At 31.8% G+C, this 16,910-nt stretch carries 17 protein-coding genes; 12 read left to right on the forward strand and 5 right to left on the reverse strand.

The window, feature by feature from the left end; translation table 11 throughout:
* Window positions 1-7: 7 nt before the first annotated feature.
* From BGS43_RS05790 to BGS43_RS05825, 8 genes are all read left to right on the forward strand, one after another.
* On the forward strand, window positions 8-436 hold the full coding sequence (locus BGS43_RS05790) for a hypothetical protein (protein WP_002796974.1): 429 nt from the start codon (window positions 8-10) through the stop codon (window positions 434-436).
* A 17-nt stretch (window positions 437-453) separates the two neighbouring features.
* Window positions 454-1,332: a homoserine kinase gene (gene thrB, locus BGS43_RS05795; RefSeq protein ID WP_042963848.1), complete on the forward strand. Its 879-nt coding sequence runs from the start codon at window positions 454-456 to the stop codon at window positions 1,330-1,332.
* 53 nt (window positions 1,333-1,385) lie between these two features.
* On the forward strand, window positions 1,386-1,619 hold the full coding sequence (locus BGS43_RS05800) for a DUF448 domain-containing protein (RefSeq protein WP_025399319.1): 234 nt from the start codon (window positions 1,386-1,388) through the stop codon (window positions 1,617-1,619).
* Window positions 1,606-4,176: a translation initiation factor IF-2 gene (gene infB / locus BGS43_RS05805; RefSeq protein WP_002825666.1), complete on the forward strand. Its 2,571-nt coding sequence runs from the start codon at window positions 1,606-1,608 to the stop codon at window positions 4,174-4,176. Before BGS43_RS05800 ends, infB begins: the two co-directional genes overlap by 14 nt.
* Entirely contained in the window at window positions 4,173-4,535 is a 363-nt protein-coding gene (gene rbfA, locus BGS43_RS05810) for a 30S ribosome-binding factor RbfA (protein ID WP_057033212.1), read from the forward strand. Before infB ends, rbfA begins: the two co-directional genes overlap by 4 nt.
* Entirely contained in the window at window positions 4,525-4,968 is a 444-nt protein-coding gene (rimP, locus tag BGS43_RS05815) for a ribosome maturation factor RimP (protein WP_002778643.1), read from the forward strand. Before rbfA ends, rimP begins: the two co-directional genes overlap by 11 nt.
* 73 nt (window positions 4,969-5,041) lie before the next feature.
* Window positions 5,042-6,739: an McrB family protein gene (locus BGS43_RS05820; protein WP_096569164.1), complete on the forward strand. Its 1,698-nt coding sequence runs from the start codon at window positions 5,042-5,044 to the stop codon at window positions 6,737-6,739.
* Window positions 6,726-8,075 (forward strand): McrC family protein, encoded by a 1,350-nt coding sequence (locus tag BGS43_RS05825; RefSeq protein WP_002788906.1) that lies wholly within the window; start codon window positions 6,726-6,728, stop codon window positions 8,073-8,075. Before BGS43_RS05820 ends, BGS43_RS05825 begins: the two co-directional genes overlap by 14 nt.
* On the opposite strand, the gene BGS43_RS05830 is transcribed toward BGS43_RS05825, so the two are convergent.
* The 5 genes from BGS43_RS05830 to folE all read right to left on the reverse strand — a co-directional run bounded on the left by BGS43_RS05830 (window position 8,064) and on the right by folE (window position 12,798).
* The gene (locus BGS43_RS05830; RefSeq protein ID WP_002778637.1) at window positions 8,064-8,870 is read right to left on the reverse strand and encodes a metal ABC transporter permease; all 807 of its coding nucleotides are present in this window, start codon (window positions 8,868-8,870) and stop codon (window positions 8,064-8,066) included. The genes BGS43_RS05825 and BGS43_RS05830 overlap by 12 nt on opposite strands.
* Entirely contained in the window at window positions 8,863-9,717 is an 855-nt protein-coding gene (locus BGS43_RS05835) for a metal ABC transporter ATP-binding protein (RefSeq protein WP_096569167.1), read from the reverse strand. Before BGS43_RS05835 ends, BGS43_RS05830 begins: the two co-directional genes overlap by 8 nt.
* 12 nt (window positions 9,718-9,729) lie before the next feature.
* Window positions 9,730-10,584: a metal ABC transporter solute-binding protein, Zn/Mn family gene (locus BGS43_RS05840; RefSeq protein ID WP_096569170.1), complete on the reverse strand. Its 855-nt coding sequence runs from the start codon at window positions 10,582-10,584 to the stop codon at window positions 9,730-9,732.
* A 256-nt stretch (window positions 10,585-10,840) separates the two neighbouring features.
* Window positions 10,841-12,226, reverse strand: coding sequence for a flagellar protein export ATPase FliI (fliI, locus tag BGS43_RS05845; RefSeq protein WP_057044584.1), 1,386 nt, complete (start codon window positions 12,224-12,226; stop codon window positions 10,841-10,843).
* Window positions 12,226-12,798 carry a GTP cyclohydrolase I FolE gene (gene folE, locus BGS43_RS05850; protein WP_044600875.1) on the reverse strand — a complete coding sequence of 191 codons (573 nt, stop codon included), beginning with the start codon at window positions 12,796-12,798 and terminating at the stop codon, window positions 12,226-12,228. The genes fliI and folE overlap by 1 nt, the downstream gene beginning before the upstream one ends.
* 143 nt (window positions 12,799-12,941) lie before the next feature.
* On the opposite strand from folE, the gene tig reads away from it, so the two are divergent.
* Genes tig through BGS43_RS05870 form a run of 4 tightly spaced genes read left to right on the forward strand, consistent with a single transcriptional unit; the run spans window position 12,942 to window position 16,909 of the window.
* Window positions 12,942-14,267 carry a trigger factor gene (gene tig / locus BGS43_RS05855; RefSeq protein WP_057041759.1) on the forward strand — a complete coding sequence of 442 codons (1,326 nt, stop codon included), beginning with the start codon at window positions 12,942-12,944 and terminating at the stop codon, window positions 14,265-14,267.
* The gene (gene clpP, locus BGS43_RS05860) at window positions 14,267-14,851 is read left to right on the forward strand and encodes an ATP-dependent Clp endopeptidase proteolytic subunit ClpP (RefSeq protein WP_002783575.1); all 585 of its coding nucleotides are present in this window, start codon (window positions 14,267-14,269) and stop codon (window positions 14,849-14,851) included. The genes tig and clpP overlap by 1 nt, the downstream gene beginning before the upstream one ends.
* Window positions 14,852-14,879: 28 nt before the next feature.
* Window positions 14,880-15,407: a peptide deformylase gene (def, locus tag BGS43_RS05865; RefSeq protein ID WP_002825650.1), complete on the forward strand. Its 528-nt coding sequence runs from the start codon at window positions 14,880-14,882 to the stop codon at window positions 15,405-15,407.
* Window positions 15,404-16,909 (forward strand): YifB family Mg chelatase-like AAA ATPase, encoded by a 1,506-nt coding sequence (locus BGS43_RS05870; RefSeq protein WP_025399315.1) that lies wholly within the window; start codon window positions 15,404-15,406, stop codon window positions 16,907-16,909. Before def ends, BGS43_RS05870 begins: the two co-directional genes overlap by 4 nt.
* The last annotated feature ends 1 nt before the right edge of the window (window position 16,910 follow it).

The raw sequence follows: 16,910 nt of genomic DNA on the forward strand, positions 1-16,910 counted from the left end.
TTCATTATTGCTTAATGCCTTATCTAAGCCTTTGATGATTGGGATTTATCAAGATGATAAACTTGTAAAAAGCATAGAGAGTGAAGAAAAGGCAAGTGAGTTTGTATCCAAAATTTTAAAGATTTTGCTAAAAGAATTTAGCTTTGATGAATTAATTTATGCCAATGGTCCAGGCTCTTATATGGGGATTAAAATTTCTTATGTAAGTCTTAGGACTTTGAGTATAGTGAAAAATATCCCTCTTTTTGCTATCAGTGCCTTTGAGCTTAACAACAATCAACCCATTGCCGCTCATAAAAATATGTGTTTTGTAAAAAAAGAAGATGAGATCATCTTGGAGGAAAATACAGCTGGAGAGTTTTTTTTACCTCCAAATTTAAGCAAGCTTAATAAAAAAGATGATAATCTACCTTTTTACTTTTTATCTGCAATTTAAAAAATTTAGGAAAAAAATTGAAAATTTTAGTACCTGCTACAAGTGCAAATTTAGGTCCTGGGTTTGATTGTTTGGGATTGAGTTTAGCACTTTTTAATCATACTATTATCGAGAAGTCAAATTTTTTTAGTATCAGTGTCAATGGTGAAGGAAGCGAGAATTTAAGCCTTAAAAAAAATAATATTTTTGTAAGTATTTTTAATGAAATTTATCAAAGATTAAGTGGTAGAAAAGATCATTTTAGATTTATTTTTGATAATGCCATTCCTTTATCTCGCGGACTTGGCAGCTCTTCAGCAGTGATTATCGGTGCTATTGCAAGTGCTTATGAGATGGCAGGTTTTAAAGCAGAAAAAGAGAAAATTTTAAATGAAGCGTTAAAATACGAGAATCATCCTGACAATATAGCCCCTGCAGCACTTGGGGGCTTTGTAGTATCCATGGTAGAAAATGAAAAAGTTTTCAGTATAAAAAAAGATTTGGATGAAAATTTAAATGCTGTTGTGGTTATACCTAATGTGGCGATGAGTACAGAACAAAGTCGCAATGCCTTGCCTTCGAATTTAAGTTTGAAAGATTGTGTTTTTAATCTTTGTCATTCTTCTTTTCTTACGGCTTGTTTTTTAGAAAAAAAGCATGATTTGCTCGCTCTTGCTAGCAAGGATTTATTGCACCAAACGCGTAGAATGCAAAATTTACCCGAGCTTTTTGAGGTGCAAAAATTTGCTCTTGAAAATAAGGCTTTAATGAGTACGCTTTCGGGTTCAGGATCAAGCTTTTTTAATTTAGCATACAAGGATGATGCAAAGCATTTAGCTCAAAAAATGGAGCAAAAATTTAGAAATTTTAAAATTCTTTGTTTGGAATTTGATAATAAAGGCTTTAAAATTTGCTAAAAGAAGAAAAAAAAAGATATAATTTTGTAAAAGATAAACATGAGCCTATTCGAATGTGTATAGTCTGTAAAAATCGATATTTACAAAAAAATATGCATCGATTTAAACATTTTCAAGGCGAGCTTTATAAAGACTTTGCTTTTGGACGCAGTGTTTATTTGTGTGAGACTTGTATTTTGAGTGAAGGCAAAGTCTTGCAAAAAGCATTTTTTAAATCTTGCAAAAATTTAAATACAAAAATCACTCAGCAGAATTTAAAGGAGATAGTTTTAAATGGCAAAAATTAGAATTCATGAAATTGCGAAAGAATTAGGCTATGACAGCAAAGAAATTATCGAGAAAGCAAATGAATTGGGATTGAATATCAAAACCGCATCTAATGCTGTAGAACCTGAAGTTGCAGCAGGAATTTATGAGTATATACAAACTAAAATTATACCCGAGACTTTCAAGAAAAATTTAAAACAAGATCCTGTAAAAAAAGCCAAAGCTGCACCCAAAGAAGAAAAAAAAGAAGAAAAATCACCTAAAGAGGTAGAAACAAAAGCTCCAACTAAAGTTGTAGAAGAAGCAAAGCCTGAGCCAAAAAGTCCTGAAGAGCCTAAAGAAAACATTCAAGAGAGTTTAGCGAGTGCGACTTTAGCTAAAAGAAGAGGGCTTGTGATTGTCAAAAAGAAAAAAGATGAAGAAGAAGCTGCGAAAAAAGAAGAGCCAAAGGCTAGCACTCCTTCAAATGAAGAGCGTCTTAGCTTAAAAACCATGTTTTCAAATGCGGATGAAAATTTAAAGAAAAAGAAAAAAGAGAAAAAGCCTTTTGTAGCGACTAAGAAAGAAAGTGCTGAAAAAATGGACTTTTTAGAAGGGCATGATTTTGCTGATATTTCTTTAGAAGATGAAGATGTAGTGGTTTTACCTGATTTTAGTGTAAAAGAACAAGAAAAACCACAAAATACTATGAAAAAACCACCTAACTTTTTGCGTCAAGCAGTAGGAAATTCAGCCAACCTTGGACTTGAGGGTGGAATTCAAAGAAGAAGTCGTAAAAAACCACCTAAAAAAGTTGAGAAAAAAGAAAATGAAGCGGTTTCGAGCGTAGAAATTTCAAAAGAAATTCGTGTTTATGAATTTGCAGATAAGATAGGCAAAAGCGTGAGTGAAGTGATTTCAAAACTTTTCATGCTGGGTATGATGACAACTAAAAATGATTTTTTAGATGAAGATGCGATTGAAATTTTAGCTGCTGAATTTGGTATAGAGATCAATATCATCAACGAAGCAGATGAGTTTGATTATGTAAAAGACTATGAAGAAGAAGTTGATGAGAAAGATTTGGTAAGTAGAGCACCGGTGATTACTATCATGGGGCATGTTGATCATGGTAAAACTTCTTTGCTTGATTATATCAGAAAATCTCGCGTTGCTAGTGGCGAAGCAGGGGGGATCACTCAACATGTGGGCGCTTATATGGTGGAAAAAAATGGGCGTAAAATCACTTTTATAGATACTCCAGGTCACGAAGCTTTTACTGCTATGCGTGCAAGGGGTGCGAGTATAACAGACATCGTTATCATCGTTGTAGCAGCAGATGATGGGGTAAAACCACAAACTAAAGAAGCGATCAATCACGCTAAAGCAGCAGGTGTGCCTATCATCATAGCGATTAACAAAATGGATAAAGAAGCTGCAAATCCTGACATGGTAAAAACTCAACTTGCAGAAATGGAAATCATGCCAGTAGAATGGGGCGGATCCTATGAATTTGTAGGAGTTTCTGCTAAAACAGGAATGGGCATAGAAGATTTGCTTGAAATTGTGCTTTTACAAGCTGATATTTTAGAGCTCAAAGCCAATCCAAAAAGCTTTGCAAAAGCAAGTGTTATAGAGAGTTCTATCCAAAAAGGACGCGGTGCGGTAGCTACTATCATCGTGCAAAATGGAACGCTTAAAGTAGGAAGCACTATCGTTGCGGGCGAAGCTTATGGAAAAGTGCGCGCAATGAGCGATGATCAAGGTAAGGCTTTAAAAGAGATCAAACCGGGTGAATGTGGTGTTATCGTAGGGCTTAGCGAAGTGGCTGATGCGGGTGAAATTCTAATCGCAGTGAAGAGCGATAAAGAAGCAAGAGAGTATGCTAACAAGCGCCACGAATACAACCGCCAAAAAGAACTTAGCAAATCCACTAAAGTAAGCATAGATGAACTTGGAGCGAAGATCAAAGAAGGAAATTTAAAAGCCCTTCCTGTGATTTTAAAAGCTGATGTGCAAGGATCATTAGAAGCCCTAAAAGCAAGCTTAGAAAAGCTTAGAAATGATGAAATTAAAGTCAATATCATACACAGTGGAGTAGGGGGGATCACCCAAAGTGATATAGAGCTTGCAAGTGCAAGTGAAAACTCTATCGTACTAGGCTTTAACATACGCCCAACAGGAGAGATCAAAGAGCGTGCTAAAGATAAAGGCGTGGAAATAAAAACTTATAATGTTATTTATAATCTACTTGATGATGTAAAAGCCTTGCTAGGTGGTATGATGAGCCCTATCATCTCTGAAGAACAACTTGGACAAGCAGAGATTAGACAAGTGATCAATGTACCAAAAATCGGACAAATTGCAGGTTGTATGGTAACCGAAGGGGTGATTAACCGTGGGGCTAAAATTCGCCTTATCCGTGATGGAGTTGTGGTTTATGAGGGAAATGTAAGCTCACTTAAACGCTTTAAAGATGATGCTAAAGAAGTGGCAAAAGGCTATGAATGTGGCGTAGGTATAGAAGGGTGCGATGATATGAGAGTGGGTGATTATATAGAAAGCTATAAAGAAGTAGAGGAACAAGCAAGTCTATGAATCCAAGTGAGATTAAAAAACTACGCACCGAAAGTATCTTAAAAGAGCTGATCCCTGAAGCTTTAGCAAATTTAGATGATGAAAATTTGAAAAATTTGTGTGTAGTGGATGTAGAGTGTAAAAAAGGCAGATATGATGCTTTTGTGTATCTTGATAAGATGTTTTTTAATGTTCATGAGCAAGAAAAAATTTTAAATTCTTTAAAAAAGGCAAGTAGAGCTTTGCAAAATTACTGCATGAGTGAGCAGGGTTGGTATAGGTGTCCGAATTTTCATTTTAAATTTGATGATAGGCTTGAGTATCAAAACCATATGGATGCACTTTTTGAAAAAATAAAAAAGGATAAAAATGAATCTTGAAGCTTTATGCAAAGAAGTGAATTTAGAGCTTTATGATAGCGAATTAACTAGCGAAAATGGCAAGAAAATTTACCGCGTTTATGTGATGAAGCCCTTAGATGAAAAGGGTGAAAGAAGGGGTGTGAATTTGGATGATTGTGCAAGGCTTAGTGAAATTTTATCACCTATTTTCGATGTGGAACCACCTGTAAGTGGGGAGTATTTTTTAGAAGTATCTTCAGCAGGACTTGAGAGAAAACTTAGCAAGATAGAGCATTTTGCAAAAAGTATCAATGAGCTTGTAAAAATCACAACAGGTGAAAAAGAAAAAATCGAAGCAAAAATCATCAGCGTAGAGGATGAAAATATCACTTTAGAAAATTTAGAAAATCAAGAAAAAACTACTTTAAAATTTAGCGATATTAAAAAAGCCAGAACCTTCATACAATGGTAAAAATTTAGATTTTTAAATTTTTACCTATCTTTTATATAATTAAAATTAAACACAAAAATTCAAAAGGCATACAATGCTAGAAAATAAATACGATTGGAAAATAAGCAAAGCAGATCAAAATAGTAATGTGTATTACCATTTTCCAAAAGATGAGGATGAATTTAAAGAAGCAGTTGTAAAAAATGGCGGTATGAGTGTGTATGTTTATCAAGAGGGTGGATTGATAGATGAATTTCATACTAAAAGTCAAGGTTATAGATGGACCTCACCTGTTTTTAATTATCTCAAAACTATGAGCAAAAATGGAAAATATTTTTATAGATATTATAAAAATTGTAAATTTTTTGCTATACCAAAAAATGTATTTTCTAAAGATGATTTTAAAATTATAAAGGATGGTAATATGTTGAAAAGCACACTCTCAAATCAAATTCTTTATGGGCCTCCAGGTACAGGAAAAACTTACCATACTATAGATAAGGCTTTGGAAATCTTGGGCGAAAATTTAAAAAGTAGAGATGAGAAAAAAGCTAAATTTGATGAGTATGTAAAAAATGGACAAATAGTTTTTATAACTTTTCATCAAAGCTATGGATATGAAGAATTTGTCGAGGGTATAAAACCTATGATGAGCAATGGAGCAAATTCTCGAGAATTAAAATATGAAATAAAAGATGGAGTTTTTAAAGATATATGTAATAAGGCTTTGGAAAATTATGAAAATAGTAATTTAAATACAGAAGAGTTGAGAGAAAAGATAGAGCTACGAGAAAAAGTCGAAAAATTTTTAAATCGACTTTTAGAAACAAATGAGCCTATTAGCAAAACAAAAGGTGGAAATTTTTTTATCAATAGCTTCAATAATAATACAATTGAAATTTATAGTGAAGATGTAGAAAGGTTTGACGGTGTTTTTAAATTAAGTTTATCTACATTTATAACATTATTAAAATCTAATATTGAATTTAATAGTGCTGTTGAAATGTTTAAAAAAGTATTTGATAGAGATTATGCTGATAGAACACATACTTATTATTTTAATTTAGTAAATAAATTTAAAGAGTATGAAAAACAAGCAGTATTGAAAACCGAAGATAATAAAATTAGTAGCAATTCTTTAAATTCTTACATAATCATCATCGATGAAATCAATCGCGGTAATGTAAGTAAGATTTTTGGTGAGCTTATTACCTTGATAGAGCCTAGTAAAAGAATAGGTGAAAGCGAGGAATTAAAAGTTACTTTGCCTTATAGCGGTAAAAAATTTGGAGTGCCTAAAAATGTATATATTCTAGGTACTATGAATACAGCCGATAGAAGTATCACTTCTCTTGATACAGCCTTAAGAAGAAGATTTGAATTTGTAGAGATGATACCTGATGTTAGTAAATTGTCTGATAATTGTGAAGGTGTAGATTTACAAAAATTATTAGAAGCTATAAACACTCGTATAGAATACTTGCTCGATAGAGAAAAAACTATAGGACATGCGTTTTTTATAGGTGTTGAAAATTTGGAGGATTTAAAAAAAGTTTTTCAAAATAAAATCATCCCACTTTTGCAGGAGTATTTTTATAATGACTATGCTTTAATTAGCGCGGTTTTAAATGATAATGGTATGATTTATAAAGATAAAGAAGATGATAAATATTTACAGAAAATAAAAAATTTAGATAATGTAGATAGCGATAAGGTTATTTATAAATTTAGCGATAGTAAAGTTTGGAATGAAAATACTTTTATAAAAATATATAAAAATGATGAACAATAACGCTTTTTCCATCATCGAACACCAAGCTTTTTCTAAAGAAGATTTACAAGGAATTTTCAAAGAAAAGGCTAAAAAATTCTATCAAGAGCTAGAAGACTTTGCTAAAAATAATGAAAATTTTCTAGGCTTTAAAAACAAAAACACCCTAACAGCTAAAAATTATGTAGGCATTATCCAAACCAAAAGTGGAGTTTTAGAAATTTTACCAAAATGTACAAATTTGGACGGTTATAAAGATAAAGAGTGCAAATTATCTACTATCTCGAAAGAAAAACTACTAAAAAATTATATTTTAAATCAAATAAGTCAAGCTAAAACCAGTGAGAATTTTTATGGAGAGGATTTTGCTTTCAATCCCAAAACCCTTTTAATCAATATGCTAAAAACCTTAAAAAATTCTCCTTTTAAAAAATCCCAAATTTCATCTTTGCAAATTTCTAAAATGCCTTTGCTAGAGGTATTTATCGCAATGTTTTTGGATGAATTGGACGGGGTTTATAAAAAGGGTTTGAAAAAGGATTATATAAGCATTGAAGAAAATAGAAATTTTCTTAAAGGAAAATTGCAATTTAGCCAACATTTAAAACAAAATTTAGTTCATAAAGAAAGATTTTTCACTCAAAGTGATGAATTTATGCTCGATATTGCGCCCAATCGCCTTATAAAATCCACTCTCAATCTTTTAAAATCCAAAACCACTCACCATAAATTTAAAATCATCAAAGCTTTGGAAATGTTTGATGAGGTGGGATTTTCTACAAATTATGAAAAAGATTTCACTTATAAAATTTCAAGACATTTTGATTATTATGAAAATCTACTTTCTTGGTGTAAGATCTTTTTGCAAAATCAAACTTTTGCACCTTATAAGGGCAAAAATGAAGCTTTTGCCTTGCTTTTTCCTATGGAAAAACTTTTTGAAGATTATGTAGCTCATATGCTAAAAAAAGCAAATCCGACTCAAAATATCAAAACTCAAAGCAGCGGAAAATACCTGATCTCAAAAAAGGGTGAAAAATGCTTTATGTTAAAGCCTGATTTGTATATAGAAAATGAAACGATTTTAGATACCAAGTGGAAAATTCCAGATAGCAATGAAGATAAAAAGCATGGCATAGCGCAAAGTGATTTGTATCAAATGTTTGCTTATGCTTGTAAATTTAAAATTCATGATATTAAATTGATCTATCCTTTATGTGAAAGAACGATGAGTTTGCAAAATACAATAAAAGAATTAGAATTCAATGCAAATGAGCATTTGGTATTTTTAAATGATAATAGCCCTTTGAAAACAAATATAAAAGTGCAAGTGATTTTTGCACCTTTACCTTTTTAGTAAAAACTTTGCTAGCAAGTGTATCAAAAAGCCAAAGCAAGCTACAGCTATGATACAAGCACCGCTTGAGAGATTAAAATAATAGCTTATTATAAGCCCTAAAACGCAAAAAATCATACTCAATACACTTGCTAAAATCATTATTAAACCTAGTTTTTTTGTAAAATTTTCAGCTATAAAGCTAGGTATGCTAAGTAAAGCCATGATCAAAATAATCCCCACAAGGCGTATAGAAATCACTATGCAAAATGCCATAAGTGCGATTAAAAGATAATGAAAAAAGCTTGTATTTATCCCTCGCACTTTTGCAAATTCGACATCAAAGCTTAAAGCTTCAAATTGTCTATAAAATAAAAGCATTAAAACAATCACCACCCCATCTACTATCGCCATCAGCCATAGATCTTGCATTCCTACTGCTAAAATATTTCCAAAAAGATAAGCCATCAAATCCGTGCTATAACCTGGACTTAAATCTATAAGTATGATCCCAAAAGCCATCCCAAAAGCCCAAATCACAGCGACTATGCTATCGCTTCTGTGCTCATAACGCTTCGATAAAAATGCTACCAAAAAGGCTAAAAAGAGCGTGAAAATACCTGTGCTGATCAATATAGGCAAAGAAAAATAAAACGCTATACCAATACCCCCAAAAGCCCCATGCGTGATGCCTCCTGCTATGGAAAAGAGTCGATTTATCATCACAAGCGTACCTACGACTCCACAAGCAATGCTGACTAAAACCGCAGCCAATAAAGCATTTTGAAAAAAGGTGAAATTTAAAATTTCAAACATGGCTTTCCTTTGAAAATTTCAAACAAAAATTTTCTTTTTTAAAATTTGATTTTTTTAAATTTCTTCTTGCAAATTCTTGTTCACAAATTTTTTTCTTCTCACAATTTTCTTCATCGCAAAAGCAAGAATTTAAACTCATTTCTACATCGCAAAAATGCGAATGATTTTCATAAAGGTGTTTTAAAAATACGCTTTTGTCTTTTTCTTTGGTATTGGTATGCAAAAAGAGTTCTTTGTTTAAATACGCGATTTTATCACTATAAGCAAGCACGAGATTGATATCGTGGCAAATGAGTAAAATTCCTATACCCTTTTCATGCAAAGAGCTCAAAAGTTCAAAAATTTGAATCGCAGATTTGCTATCAACGCTTGCTGTAGGCTCATCTAAGATCAGCATTTTACATTCATCGACTAAAGCTCTAGCGATAAAAACGCGCTGCTTTTGACCTCCGCTTAATTCATTGATTTTTCTATCCCAAAAATCCTGCATACCCACACTTGCTAGAGCTTCTAAGGCTTTGTTTTTATCTTTTTTGCTATAAAAACCAAAAATTTTTTTATTGACAAGTCCCATTAAAACGATTTCTATAACCCTTGGGCAAAAGTTAGGATTAGCTAGAGTGTGTTGAGGGACATAGCCGATTTCATTTTTTTTAAGTCCATGAAAATTGATAGTTTTTTTAGTCTTTAAAAGTCCTAAGATAAGTTTTACGAGTGTTGATTTTCCTGCGCCATTAGGGCCTATGATGGAAAGAAAATCTTTACTATCATAGCTTAAGTTGATATTTTTTAAAATTGTTTCGTTATTGTAAGCGTAATTAAGATTTGATATTTCAAGAAAAAGCATTAAAAAACCTAATTATAAATTTTCATGAAAAGCATTGGCTGTTTTTAAAAGCTCATTTTCCCAATCATAAGATAGGTAATCTATTTTGTAAATTTTTGCATCACATTCTTTGGCAAGTGTTTTTGCTGCATTTTCAGGGAAACGAGTTTGTACAAAAACAACTTTAATATTTTTTTCTTTAATCAACTTACCTAAATTTTTCAAATCTTCATTTTTTAGCTTTTTTTCTAAAGCCGCCTCATAATTTTGCACAAGATTATAACGCTTGGAAAAGTATGACCAAGCGGGATGATATGTTATAAATTCTTTATTTTTTACTTTTTGTAATTTTGAAGAGATTTGTAAATTTAAGACATCTAACTCTGTTAAAAATTTATCTAAATTATGCTTGTATAAGCTTTTATTTTGTGGGTATTTTTGAACTAGAGCATTGTAGGTATTTAAGGCTATATTTTGAACCAAAATGGGATCAAGCCATGTGAAAGGATCTAAAATTTCTTCAGAGTCACTAGAACTAGCTTTAGCTAGGGAAATATTTTCTTGCATGTCTATGATTTCAATTTTTGGAAATTTTTGTTTTAATCTATCTGTCAAATTCTTTTCAAAATCTAAACCTATAGTAAAGTAAAGTTCGCTTTTTTCAAGCTTTTTCATAGAGTTTGATTTGGATTTTGGCTTGTGTATATTTGTAGATAAAATGTTGATATTTAGAGTATCGCCTGCTATTTTTTTAACAAAAAAAGCTTGTGGGGCTATGCTTACACTGATTAAAGGTAGATTTGAATTTTCATTTGATTGTAAAGTTTTAGCATAAAGAAAGGATTTAAAAAGCCCCAAAAATATAAAAAAAAGCAATATTTTTTTCATTATTTTATATCCTAAAGAGAATGAAATTTTTAAAAATTATAACAATATTAAGTTTATAAATAGAATTTCTAAATTTTTTATATCTATTGATAAAAGAATCGTAGAGAATTTATTAGAAAGAATTTTGGTATTTTATAGCAAAAAATTCAATTTTACTTTCAAAGAAAAGATTTGAATGGATATGCTTATCAATACCTTGTTTGGTTAGGTATTGATTTGTTTTTATGGAATGAAATTTTTTTGATGCAAAATGAGATTATTTAAGGTTTGGATTAGGCAGTGTTGCGTTAGAACTTCCCATGTTGATATTTTGTTGCATAGCATTAGGAGCGACATTAGCATCAATTTGACTTAAAAGTCTTATAGTTTCTTCAAATTCAAAGCTTTCTTCGGGATTTTGTCCTAAAAATTTTTGCATAAATTCCTTTTTAGCTATAGCTTCATCAAGCTCCTTATCGCTACCTTTTTGATAAGCTCCGATACGAAGCAATACTTCATTTTCTTTCAAAAGCGAATTTAAGCGCTTAAATTTCCTAGCCCAAAGTTTGTGTTCAGGACTTATAATATCGCTCATTACCCTTGAAGCTGAATTTTGTATATTAATAGGAGGATAAATTCCAAAGTCTGTTAATTCACGACTTAAAACAATGTGTCCATCTAAGATAGAACGGCTTTGATCGGCGATAGGATCGCTCATATCATCTCCATCAACCAAAACAGTAAAAAATGCCGTTATAGTTCCTTTACCTTCTTCTTTTCCTGTTCTTTCCATAAGTTGAGGCAAAAGACTTAAAACACTTGGAGGATAACCTTTTGTAGTAGGAGGCTCACCAAGAGCAAGTCCTATCTCTCTTTGCGCCATAGCAAAACGCGTTACACTATCCATGATAAAAAGTACATCTTTACCTTGTTCTTTAAAGTATTCAGCCACACTCATTGCACAAAAAGCACCGTATTTACGCATCAAAGCACTATCATCACTCGTTGCAACGATAATCACTGTATCATCAAGCTTTCCACCTAAATTTTTTTGTATAAATTCAGGAATTTCGCGTCCCCTTTCGCCTATAAGTGCGACGACTTTAATAGGAGCTTTTGAATTTTTAACTATCATACCCATAAGGGTGGATTTTCCTACGCCACTTCCTGCAAAAATGCCTAATTTTTGTCCCACGCCACAAGTTAAAAGCGCGTCTATGGTTTTAACTCCCACAGGAAAAACCTCTTCTATAAGTCCTCTTTTCATCGCATCAATAGGTGCACGCATGATAGGCATATATTTAGTTGCTTCTATGGCACCCTTGCCATCTTTAGGGCGCATAAAAGGATCCACCACTCTTCCTAAAAGCTCATCACTAACGCCTATTTGCATTCCTGCATCACTTATAAAAGCGCGGTCGCCTATTTTGAAACCTTCTATAAAAGAAAAAGGGCTTAAATAGCTAAATTGTTCCTTGATTTCTACGACCATAGCTAGAGTGTTTAAATTTTCATTTTCATTGGAAACTAGCTTCACTATATCTCCAACCCCTGTTTTAAGCCCACGAATTTCTATACTCGTAGCAGAAATTTTTGTAATCTCTCCAAAAATAGCACTTAAATTTTCTTTACCAAGTTTGGAGCGTAGTTTTTCAAGATTCATTAAAATCTTACCTGTTTAGCAGAGTTTATGAGAGAAAAAAATTCCTCTCTGGTTTTTTCATTTTTCAAGAAAATTCCACGCAAAGCTGAAGTTGTAGTGGTGGAATTAGCTTTTTGCACTCCACGCATTTCAACACACATATGTCTTGCTTCTATGACTACACCTACGCCTTTTGCATCAACATTTTCCATTAAAGCTTGTGCGATTTGTTCAGTAAGTTGTTCTTGAATTTGAAGTCTTCTTGCAAACACTTCTACAAGGCGTGGAATTTTGCTTAAACCTACTACTTTTTGATTAGGGATATAAGCCACATGCACACGACCAAAGAAAGGTAAAAGATGGTGCTCGCAAAGACTATAAAATTCTATATCACGCACTAAAACCATTTCATTATTAGAACTTTCAAATAAAGCGTCATTTAAAATTTCTTTGACATTTTGCGTATAACCACTAGTAAGAAATTCATAAGCTTTAAAAACACGATTTGGCGTTTTAATAAGCCCTTCACGATTTGGATTTTCTCCCATAATTTCAAGCATAGTTCTTACGCAATTTTCGAATTTTTTTTGCAAATTTTTCTCCAAAAATATTTTTTATATTTTAATAATAATGTAATATTGCAATTTTATCATAAATTACTTTAAAATTTTATGCAAGTAATAAGGAAAAATTTGCTATCATTGAAGGCAAATTTTATTTTATAAGGAAAAAAACTATGGAAGTAAAGGCAAAGCAACTAGATTCTGTTAATGCGACTGCTAGTGTAAAAATTCCTTCAGGAATGATCAAAAGTGAAGTAGAAAATTTAGCAAAAAAAGCTTCTAAAAGTGTAAAAATGGATGGGTTTAGACCAGGAAAAGTTCCTGTAAGTGCCGTACTTAAAAGATATGAAAGAGAGCTCACTCAAGATGCAGAACAAAATCTTTTTAAATCCGCTGTAAATAGCGCTTTACAAGAACTTAAAAAAGAAAATAAAGAGCTTGTAGGTGAGCCATATTTTGAAAAATTTGATCGTAAAGATGGAGAAATTATTGCTGAATTAATACTTTCTTTTAAACCTGAAATCAAACTTGAGGGTTATGAAAAACTCATCCCTGAATATCAAACTCCAAAAGTAAGTAAAAAAGAAATTGATGAGAAAAAAGATGAACTTTTAAAGCGTTTTACTACTCCTGAAGCTATAAAAACCAAAAGAGCTTTAAAAGAGGGTGATTTTGCAAAATTTGATTTTGAAGGTTTTGTAGATGAGAAAGCTTTTGATGGGGGTAAAGCTGAAAATTATGTTTTAGAAATAGGTTCTAAACAATTTATACCAGGCTTTGAAGAAGGTATGGTAGGAATGAAAAGCGGAGAAGAAAAAGATATAAAAGTAACTTTTCCTAAAGAATACGGCGCAGCACATTTAGCTGGAAAAGATGCGGTATTTAAAGTAAAATTACACGAAATTCAAGAATTGAAATTGCCTGAACTTGATGAAGAAACACTCAAAAAACTTTTACCAAATGAAGAAAAACCAACAGTTGAGCTTTTAGATGAAAAACTTAAAGAGCAAATTAAAAATGAAAAGCTTTTCAAGCTTGTAAATGATGAGCTAAAAGCTAAATTTGCTGATGCTTTAATCGAAAAATATAATTTTGACTTACCACGCGGTATAGTAGAGCAAGAAACTGATATGCAATTCCGCAACGCATTTAACACATTTAGCGAAAAAGAAATTGAAGAGCTTAAAGCAAGTAAAGAAAAATATCAAGAAAAACGTGATTCTTTTAAAGAAGAAGCACAAAAAAGTGTAAAACTTACTTTTATCATTGATGAACTTGCAAAATTGCGTAAGATTGAAGTAAATGATCAAGAATTGATTCAAGCGATTTATTTTGAAGCTTATCGTTATGGAATGAATCCAAAAGAACATTTAGAAAATTATAAAAAACAAGGGGCTTTACCTGCAGTAAAAATGGCTTTGATCGAAGAAAAACTTTTCAGCGATATTTTTATGCTAAAAACCGATAAAGCAAGTAAAAAAGAGAAAGAAGATAAATAATGTACATACCTTATGTAATCGAAAAAACAAGCCGCGGTGAAAGAAGTTATGACATTTATTCACGCCTTTTAAAAGACAGAATCATTATGCTAAGTGGCGAAATTCACGATGAACTTGCCGCTTCTATCGTAGCACAGCTTCTTTTTTTAGAAGCTGAAGATCCACAAAAAGATATATATCTTTATATCAATTCTCCAGGTGGCGTGATCACAAGCGGTTTTAGTATCTATGATACTATGAATTATATCAAGCCTGATGTTTGTACTATCTGCATAGGTCAAGCTGCGTCTATGGGTGCATTTTTATTGAGTTGTGGAACAGAAGGCAAGCGTTTTGCTTTGCCTAATTCACGCATCATGATACATCAGCCTTTAGGTGGTGCAAGAGGACAGGCTACGGATATAGAAATTCAAGCTAAAGAAATTTTAAGATTAAAAGCTATACTTAATGATATCTTGGCAAAAAATACCAAGCAAAAAGTCGCTAAAATAGTAAAAGACACAGAAAGAGATTTTTTCATGTCAGCACAAGAAGCTAAAGAGTATGGTTTGATCGATAAGGTTTTAGAAAAAAGTTTTAAATGAGTAAAATCATTTAAATAAAGGTTATTTTATGGTTAGAAAAATTATCACTTATCCTAATTCTAGGCTTTTTTTAAATTCTGAACCTGTAAAGCAATTTGATCAAGAACTTCATACTTTGCTTGATGATATGTATGATACTATGATTGCTAGTCAAGGAGTGGGTTTGGCTGCTATACAAGTAGATATCCCACTTCGTGCATTGATCGTAAATATTTTAGATGAAAATGAAGAGCAGAAAAAAGAAGACTTACTAGAAATTATAAATCCACAAATCATTCCTTTAGATGAAGAAAAAATCACCTGCACTGAGGGTTGTTTAAGCGTGCCTGACTTCTTTGAAGAAGTGGAGCGTTATAATCATATCTTGCTTAAATATCAAGATCGCTTTGGAAATTTTAAAGAATTAGAAGCTCAAGGATTTTTAGCTGTGGCTATCCAGCATGAAAATGATCATCTTAATGGTCATTTATTTATAGAAAAGATTTCTTTTTTAAAAAGACAAAAATTTGATAAAGAATTTAAAAAGAAACTTAAAAATCAAAAAAAATCTAAATGAAAAAATTACAATGTGTAAGCTTTGATGAGAATTTAGATATCATCGATGTAGAGTCTACATTTACAAGAGGCTTGCCTAATTTAAGCATAGTCGGACTTGCAAATATTGCAATCAAAGAAAGTATCGAGCGTATCAAAGCCACACTTTTAACTTGCAATTTTTCATTTCCTGCTAAAAAAATCACCATCAATCTTAGCCCTTCAGGAATTCCAAAAAAAGGTTCTCATTTTGATTTAGTTATCGCTACGCTTATATTGTTGCAAAATGAAGACTTTGATGATTTTTTTGTGGTAGGCGAGCTTGGCCTTGATGGAAGTATCAAAAGCACTAATGAGCTTTTTTCTTTACTTTTATTTTTATCCACAAAGGTAAAAAGTGCAAAAGTTGTAGTCCCAAAAAATATAGCTCTAAAAGCTTCTATGATACCTAATCTAGAAATTTATGGACTTGAGCATTTAAATGAAGTGATTGAATTTTTTAAAGAAAAAAACTATGAGAAATTCAAATTCATCCAAAGCCATCCTTTATTTGCAAATCCTTTGATTATAGAAAATGAAATTTTTATTAAAAATCATCATTTTGAACTTGATTTTAAAGATATCAAAGGACAAGAAAAAGCTAAAAGAGCTTGTTTGATAGCAGCACTAGGCATGCATAATATACTTTTTGAAGGAAGTCCAGGAAGTGGCAAAAGTATGTGTGCAAAACGCCTTGTTGAAATTATGCCTCCGCAAAGTTTAGATGAGGTTTTAATGCAAAATGCTTATATGTCTTTAAATTCTAAAGATTGTGAATTTACGCAAAAAAGAGCCTTAAGACACCCTCATCATACCTCTACAAGAGCTAGTATTTTTGGTGGTGGAGCAAAAAATGCGAAGATAGGTGAAATCGCTCTAGCTAATGGAGGAGTTTTATTTTTTGATGAATTTCCTCATTTTAACAAACAGATTATCGAAAGTCTAAGAGAACCTCTAGAAGATCATAAAATTCATATTTCAAGAGTCAATTCAAAAACGACTTATGAAACTAAATTCAGTTTTATTGCCGCTCAAAATCCTTGTCCGTGTGGAAATTTATTTTCTAAAAACCTATCTTGCGTTTGCAGTGAAAATGAGATTAAAAGATATAAAAATCATATTTCAGCCCCTATTATGGATAGAATTGATCTTTATGTAGCTATGGATGAGATCAGCAAAGATGATAAGTCAAGTATAAATTCAAAGGAAATGAGTGAAAGAATTTTAAAGGCTTTTATCTTTGGCAAAAAACGTGGCCAAAAAGAATTTAATGGCAAATTAAACGATACAGAATTGCAAAAATTTTGTATTTTAGAAAAAGATGCCAAGGATACTTTGGATTTAGCCATTTCGCGTTATAATCTTTCACAAAGAGCTTTAAATAAAATTTTAAAAGTTTCAAGATCTATTGCAGATTTTGAAGAAAAAGAACTTCTTAGTAAAAATCATATTTTAGAAGCTTTGAGTTTTAGGATGAGGAGTTAAA

Source organism: Campylobacter sp. 110 (genome assembly GCF_002383965.1).
In the GTDB taxonomy this organism is placed as follows: domain Bacteria; phylum Campylobacterota; class Campylobacteria; order Campylobacterales; family Campylobacteraceae; genus Campylobacter_D; species Campylobacter_D coli.

Excerpts from the sequence above, each read along its gene's own strand:
- BGS43_RS05800 (WP_025399319.1), top strand. The coding sequence starts at position 1,386 with ATGTGTATAGTCTGTAAAAATCGATATTTACAAAAAAATATGCATCGA.
- infB (WP_002825666.1), top strand. The coding sequence starts at position 1,606 with ATGGCAAAAATTAGAATTCATGAAATTGCGAAAGAATTAGGCTATGAC.
- rbfA (WP_057033212.1), top strand. The coding sequence starts at position 4,173 with ATGAATCCAAGTGAGATTAAAAAACTACGCACCGAAAGTATCTTAAAA.
- rimP (WP_002778643.1), top strand. The coding sequence starts at position 4,525 with ATGAATCTTGAAGCTTTATGCAAAGAAGTGAATTTAGAGCTTTATGAT.
- BGS43_RS05820 (WP_096569164.1), top strand. The coding sequence starts at position 5,042 with ATGCTAGAAAATAAATACGATTGGAAAATAAGCAAAGCAGATCAAAAT.
- BGS43_RS05825 (WP_002788906.1), top strand. The coding sequence starts at position 6,726 with ATGATGAACAATAACGCTTTTTCCATCATCGAACACCAAGCTTTTTCT.
- BGS43_RS05830 (WP_002778637.1), bottom strand. The coding sequence starts at position 8,870 with ATGTTTGAAATTTTAAATTTCACCTTTTTTCAAAATGCTTTATTGGCT.
- BGS43_RS05835 (WP_096569167.1), bottom strand. The coding sequence starts at position 9,717 with ATGCTTTTTCTTGAAATATCAAATCTTAATTACGCTTACAATAACGAA.
- BGS43_RS05840 (WP_096569170.1), bottom strand. The coding sequence starts at position 10,584 with ATGAAAAAAATATTGCTTTTTTTTATATTTTTGGGGCTTTTTAAATCC.
- fliI (WP_057044584.1), bottom strand. The coding sequence starts at position 12,226 with ATGAATCTTGAAAAACTACGCTCCAAACTTGGTAAAGAAAATTTAAGT.
- tig (WP_057041759.1), top strand. The coding sequence starts at position 12,942 with ATGGAAGTAAAGGCAAAGCAACTAGATTCTGTTAATGCGACTGCTAGT.
- clpP (WP_002783575.1), top strand. The coding sequence starts at position 14,267 with ATGTACATACCTTATGTAATCGAAAAAACAAGCCGCGGTGAAAGAAGT.
- def (WP_002825650.1), top strand. The coding sequence starts at position 14,880 with ATGGTTAGAAAAATTATCACTTATCCTAATTCTAGGCTTTTTTTAAAT.
- BGS43_RS05870 (WP_025399315.1), top strand. The coding sequence starts at position 15,404 with ATGAAAAAATTACAATGTGTAAGCTTTGATGAGAATTTAGATATCATC.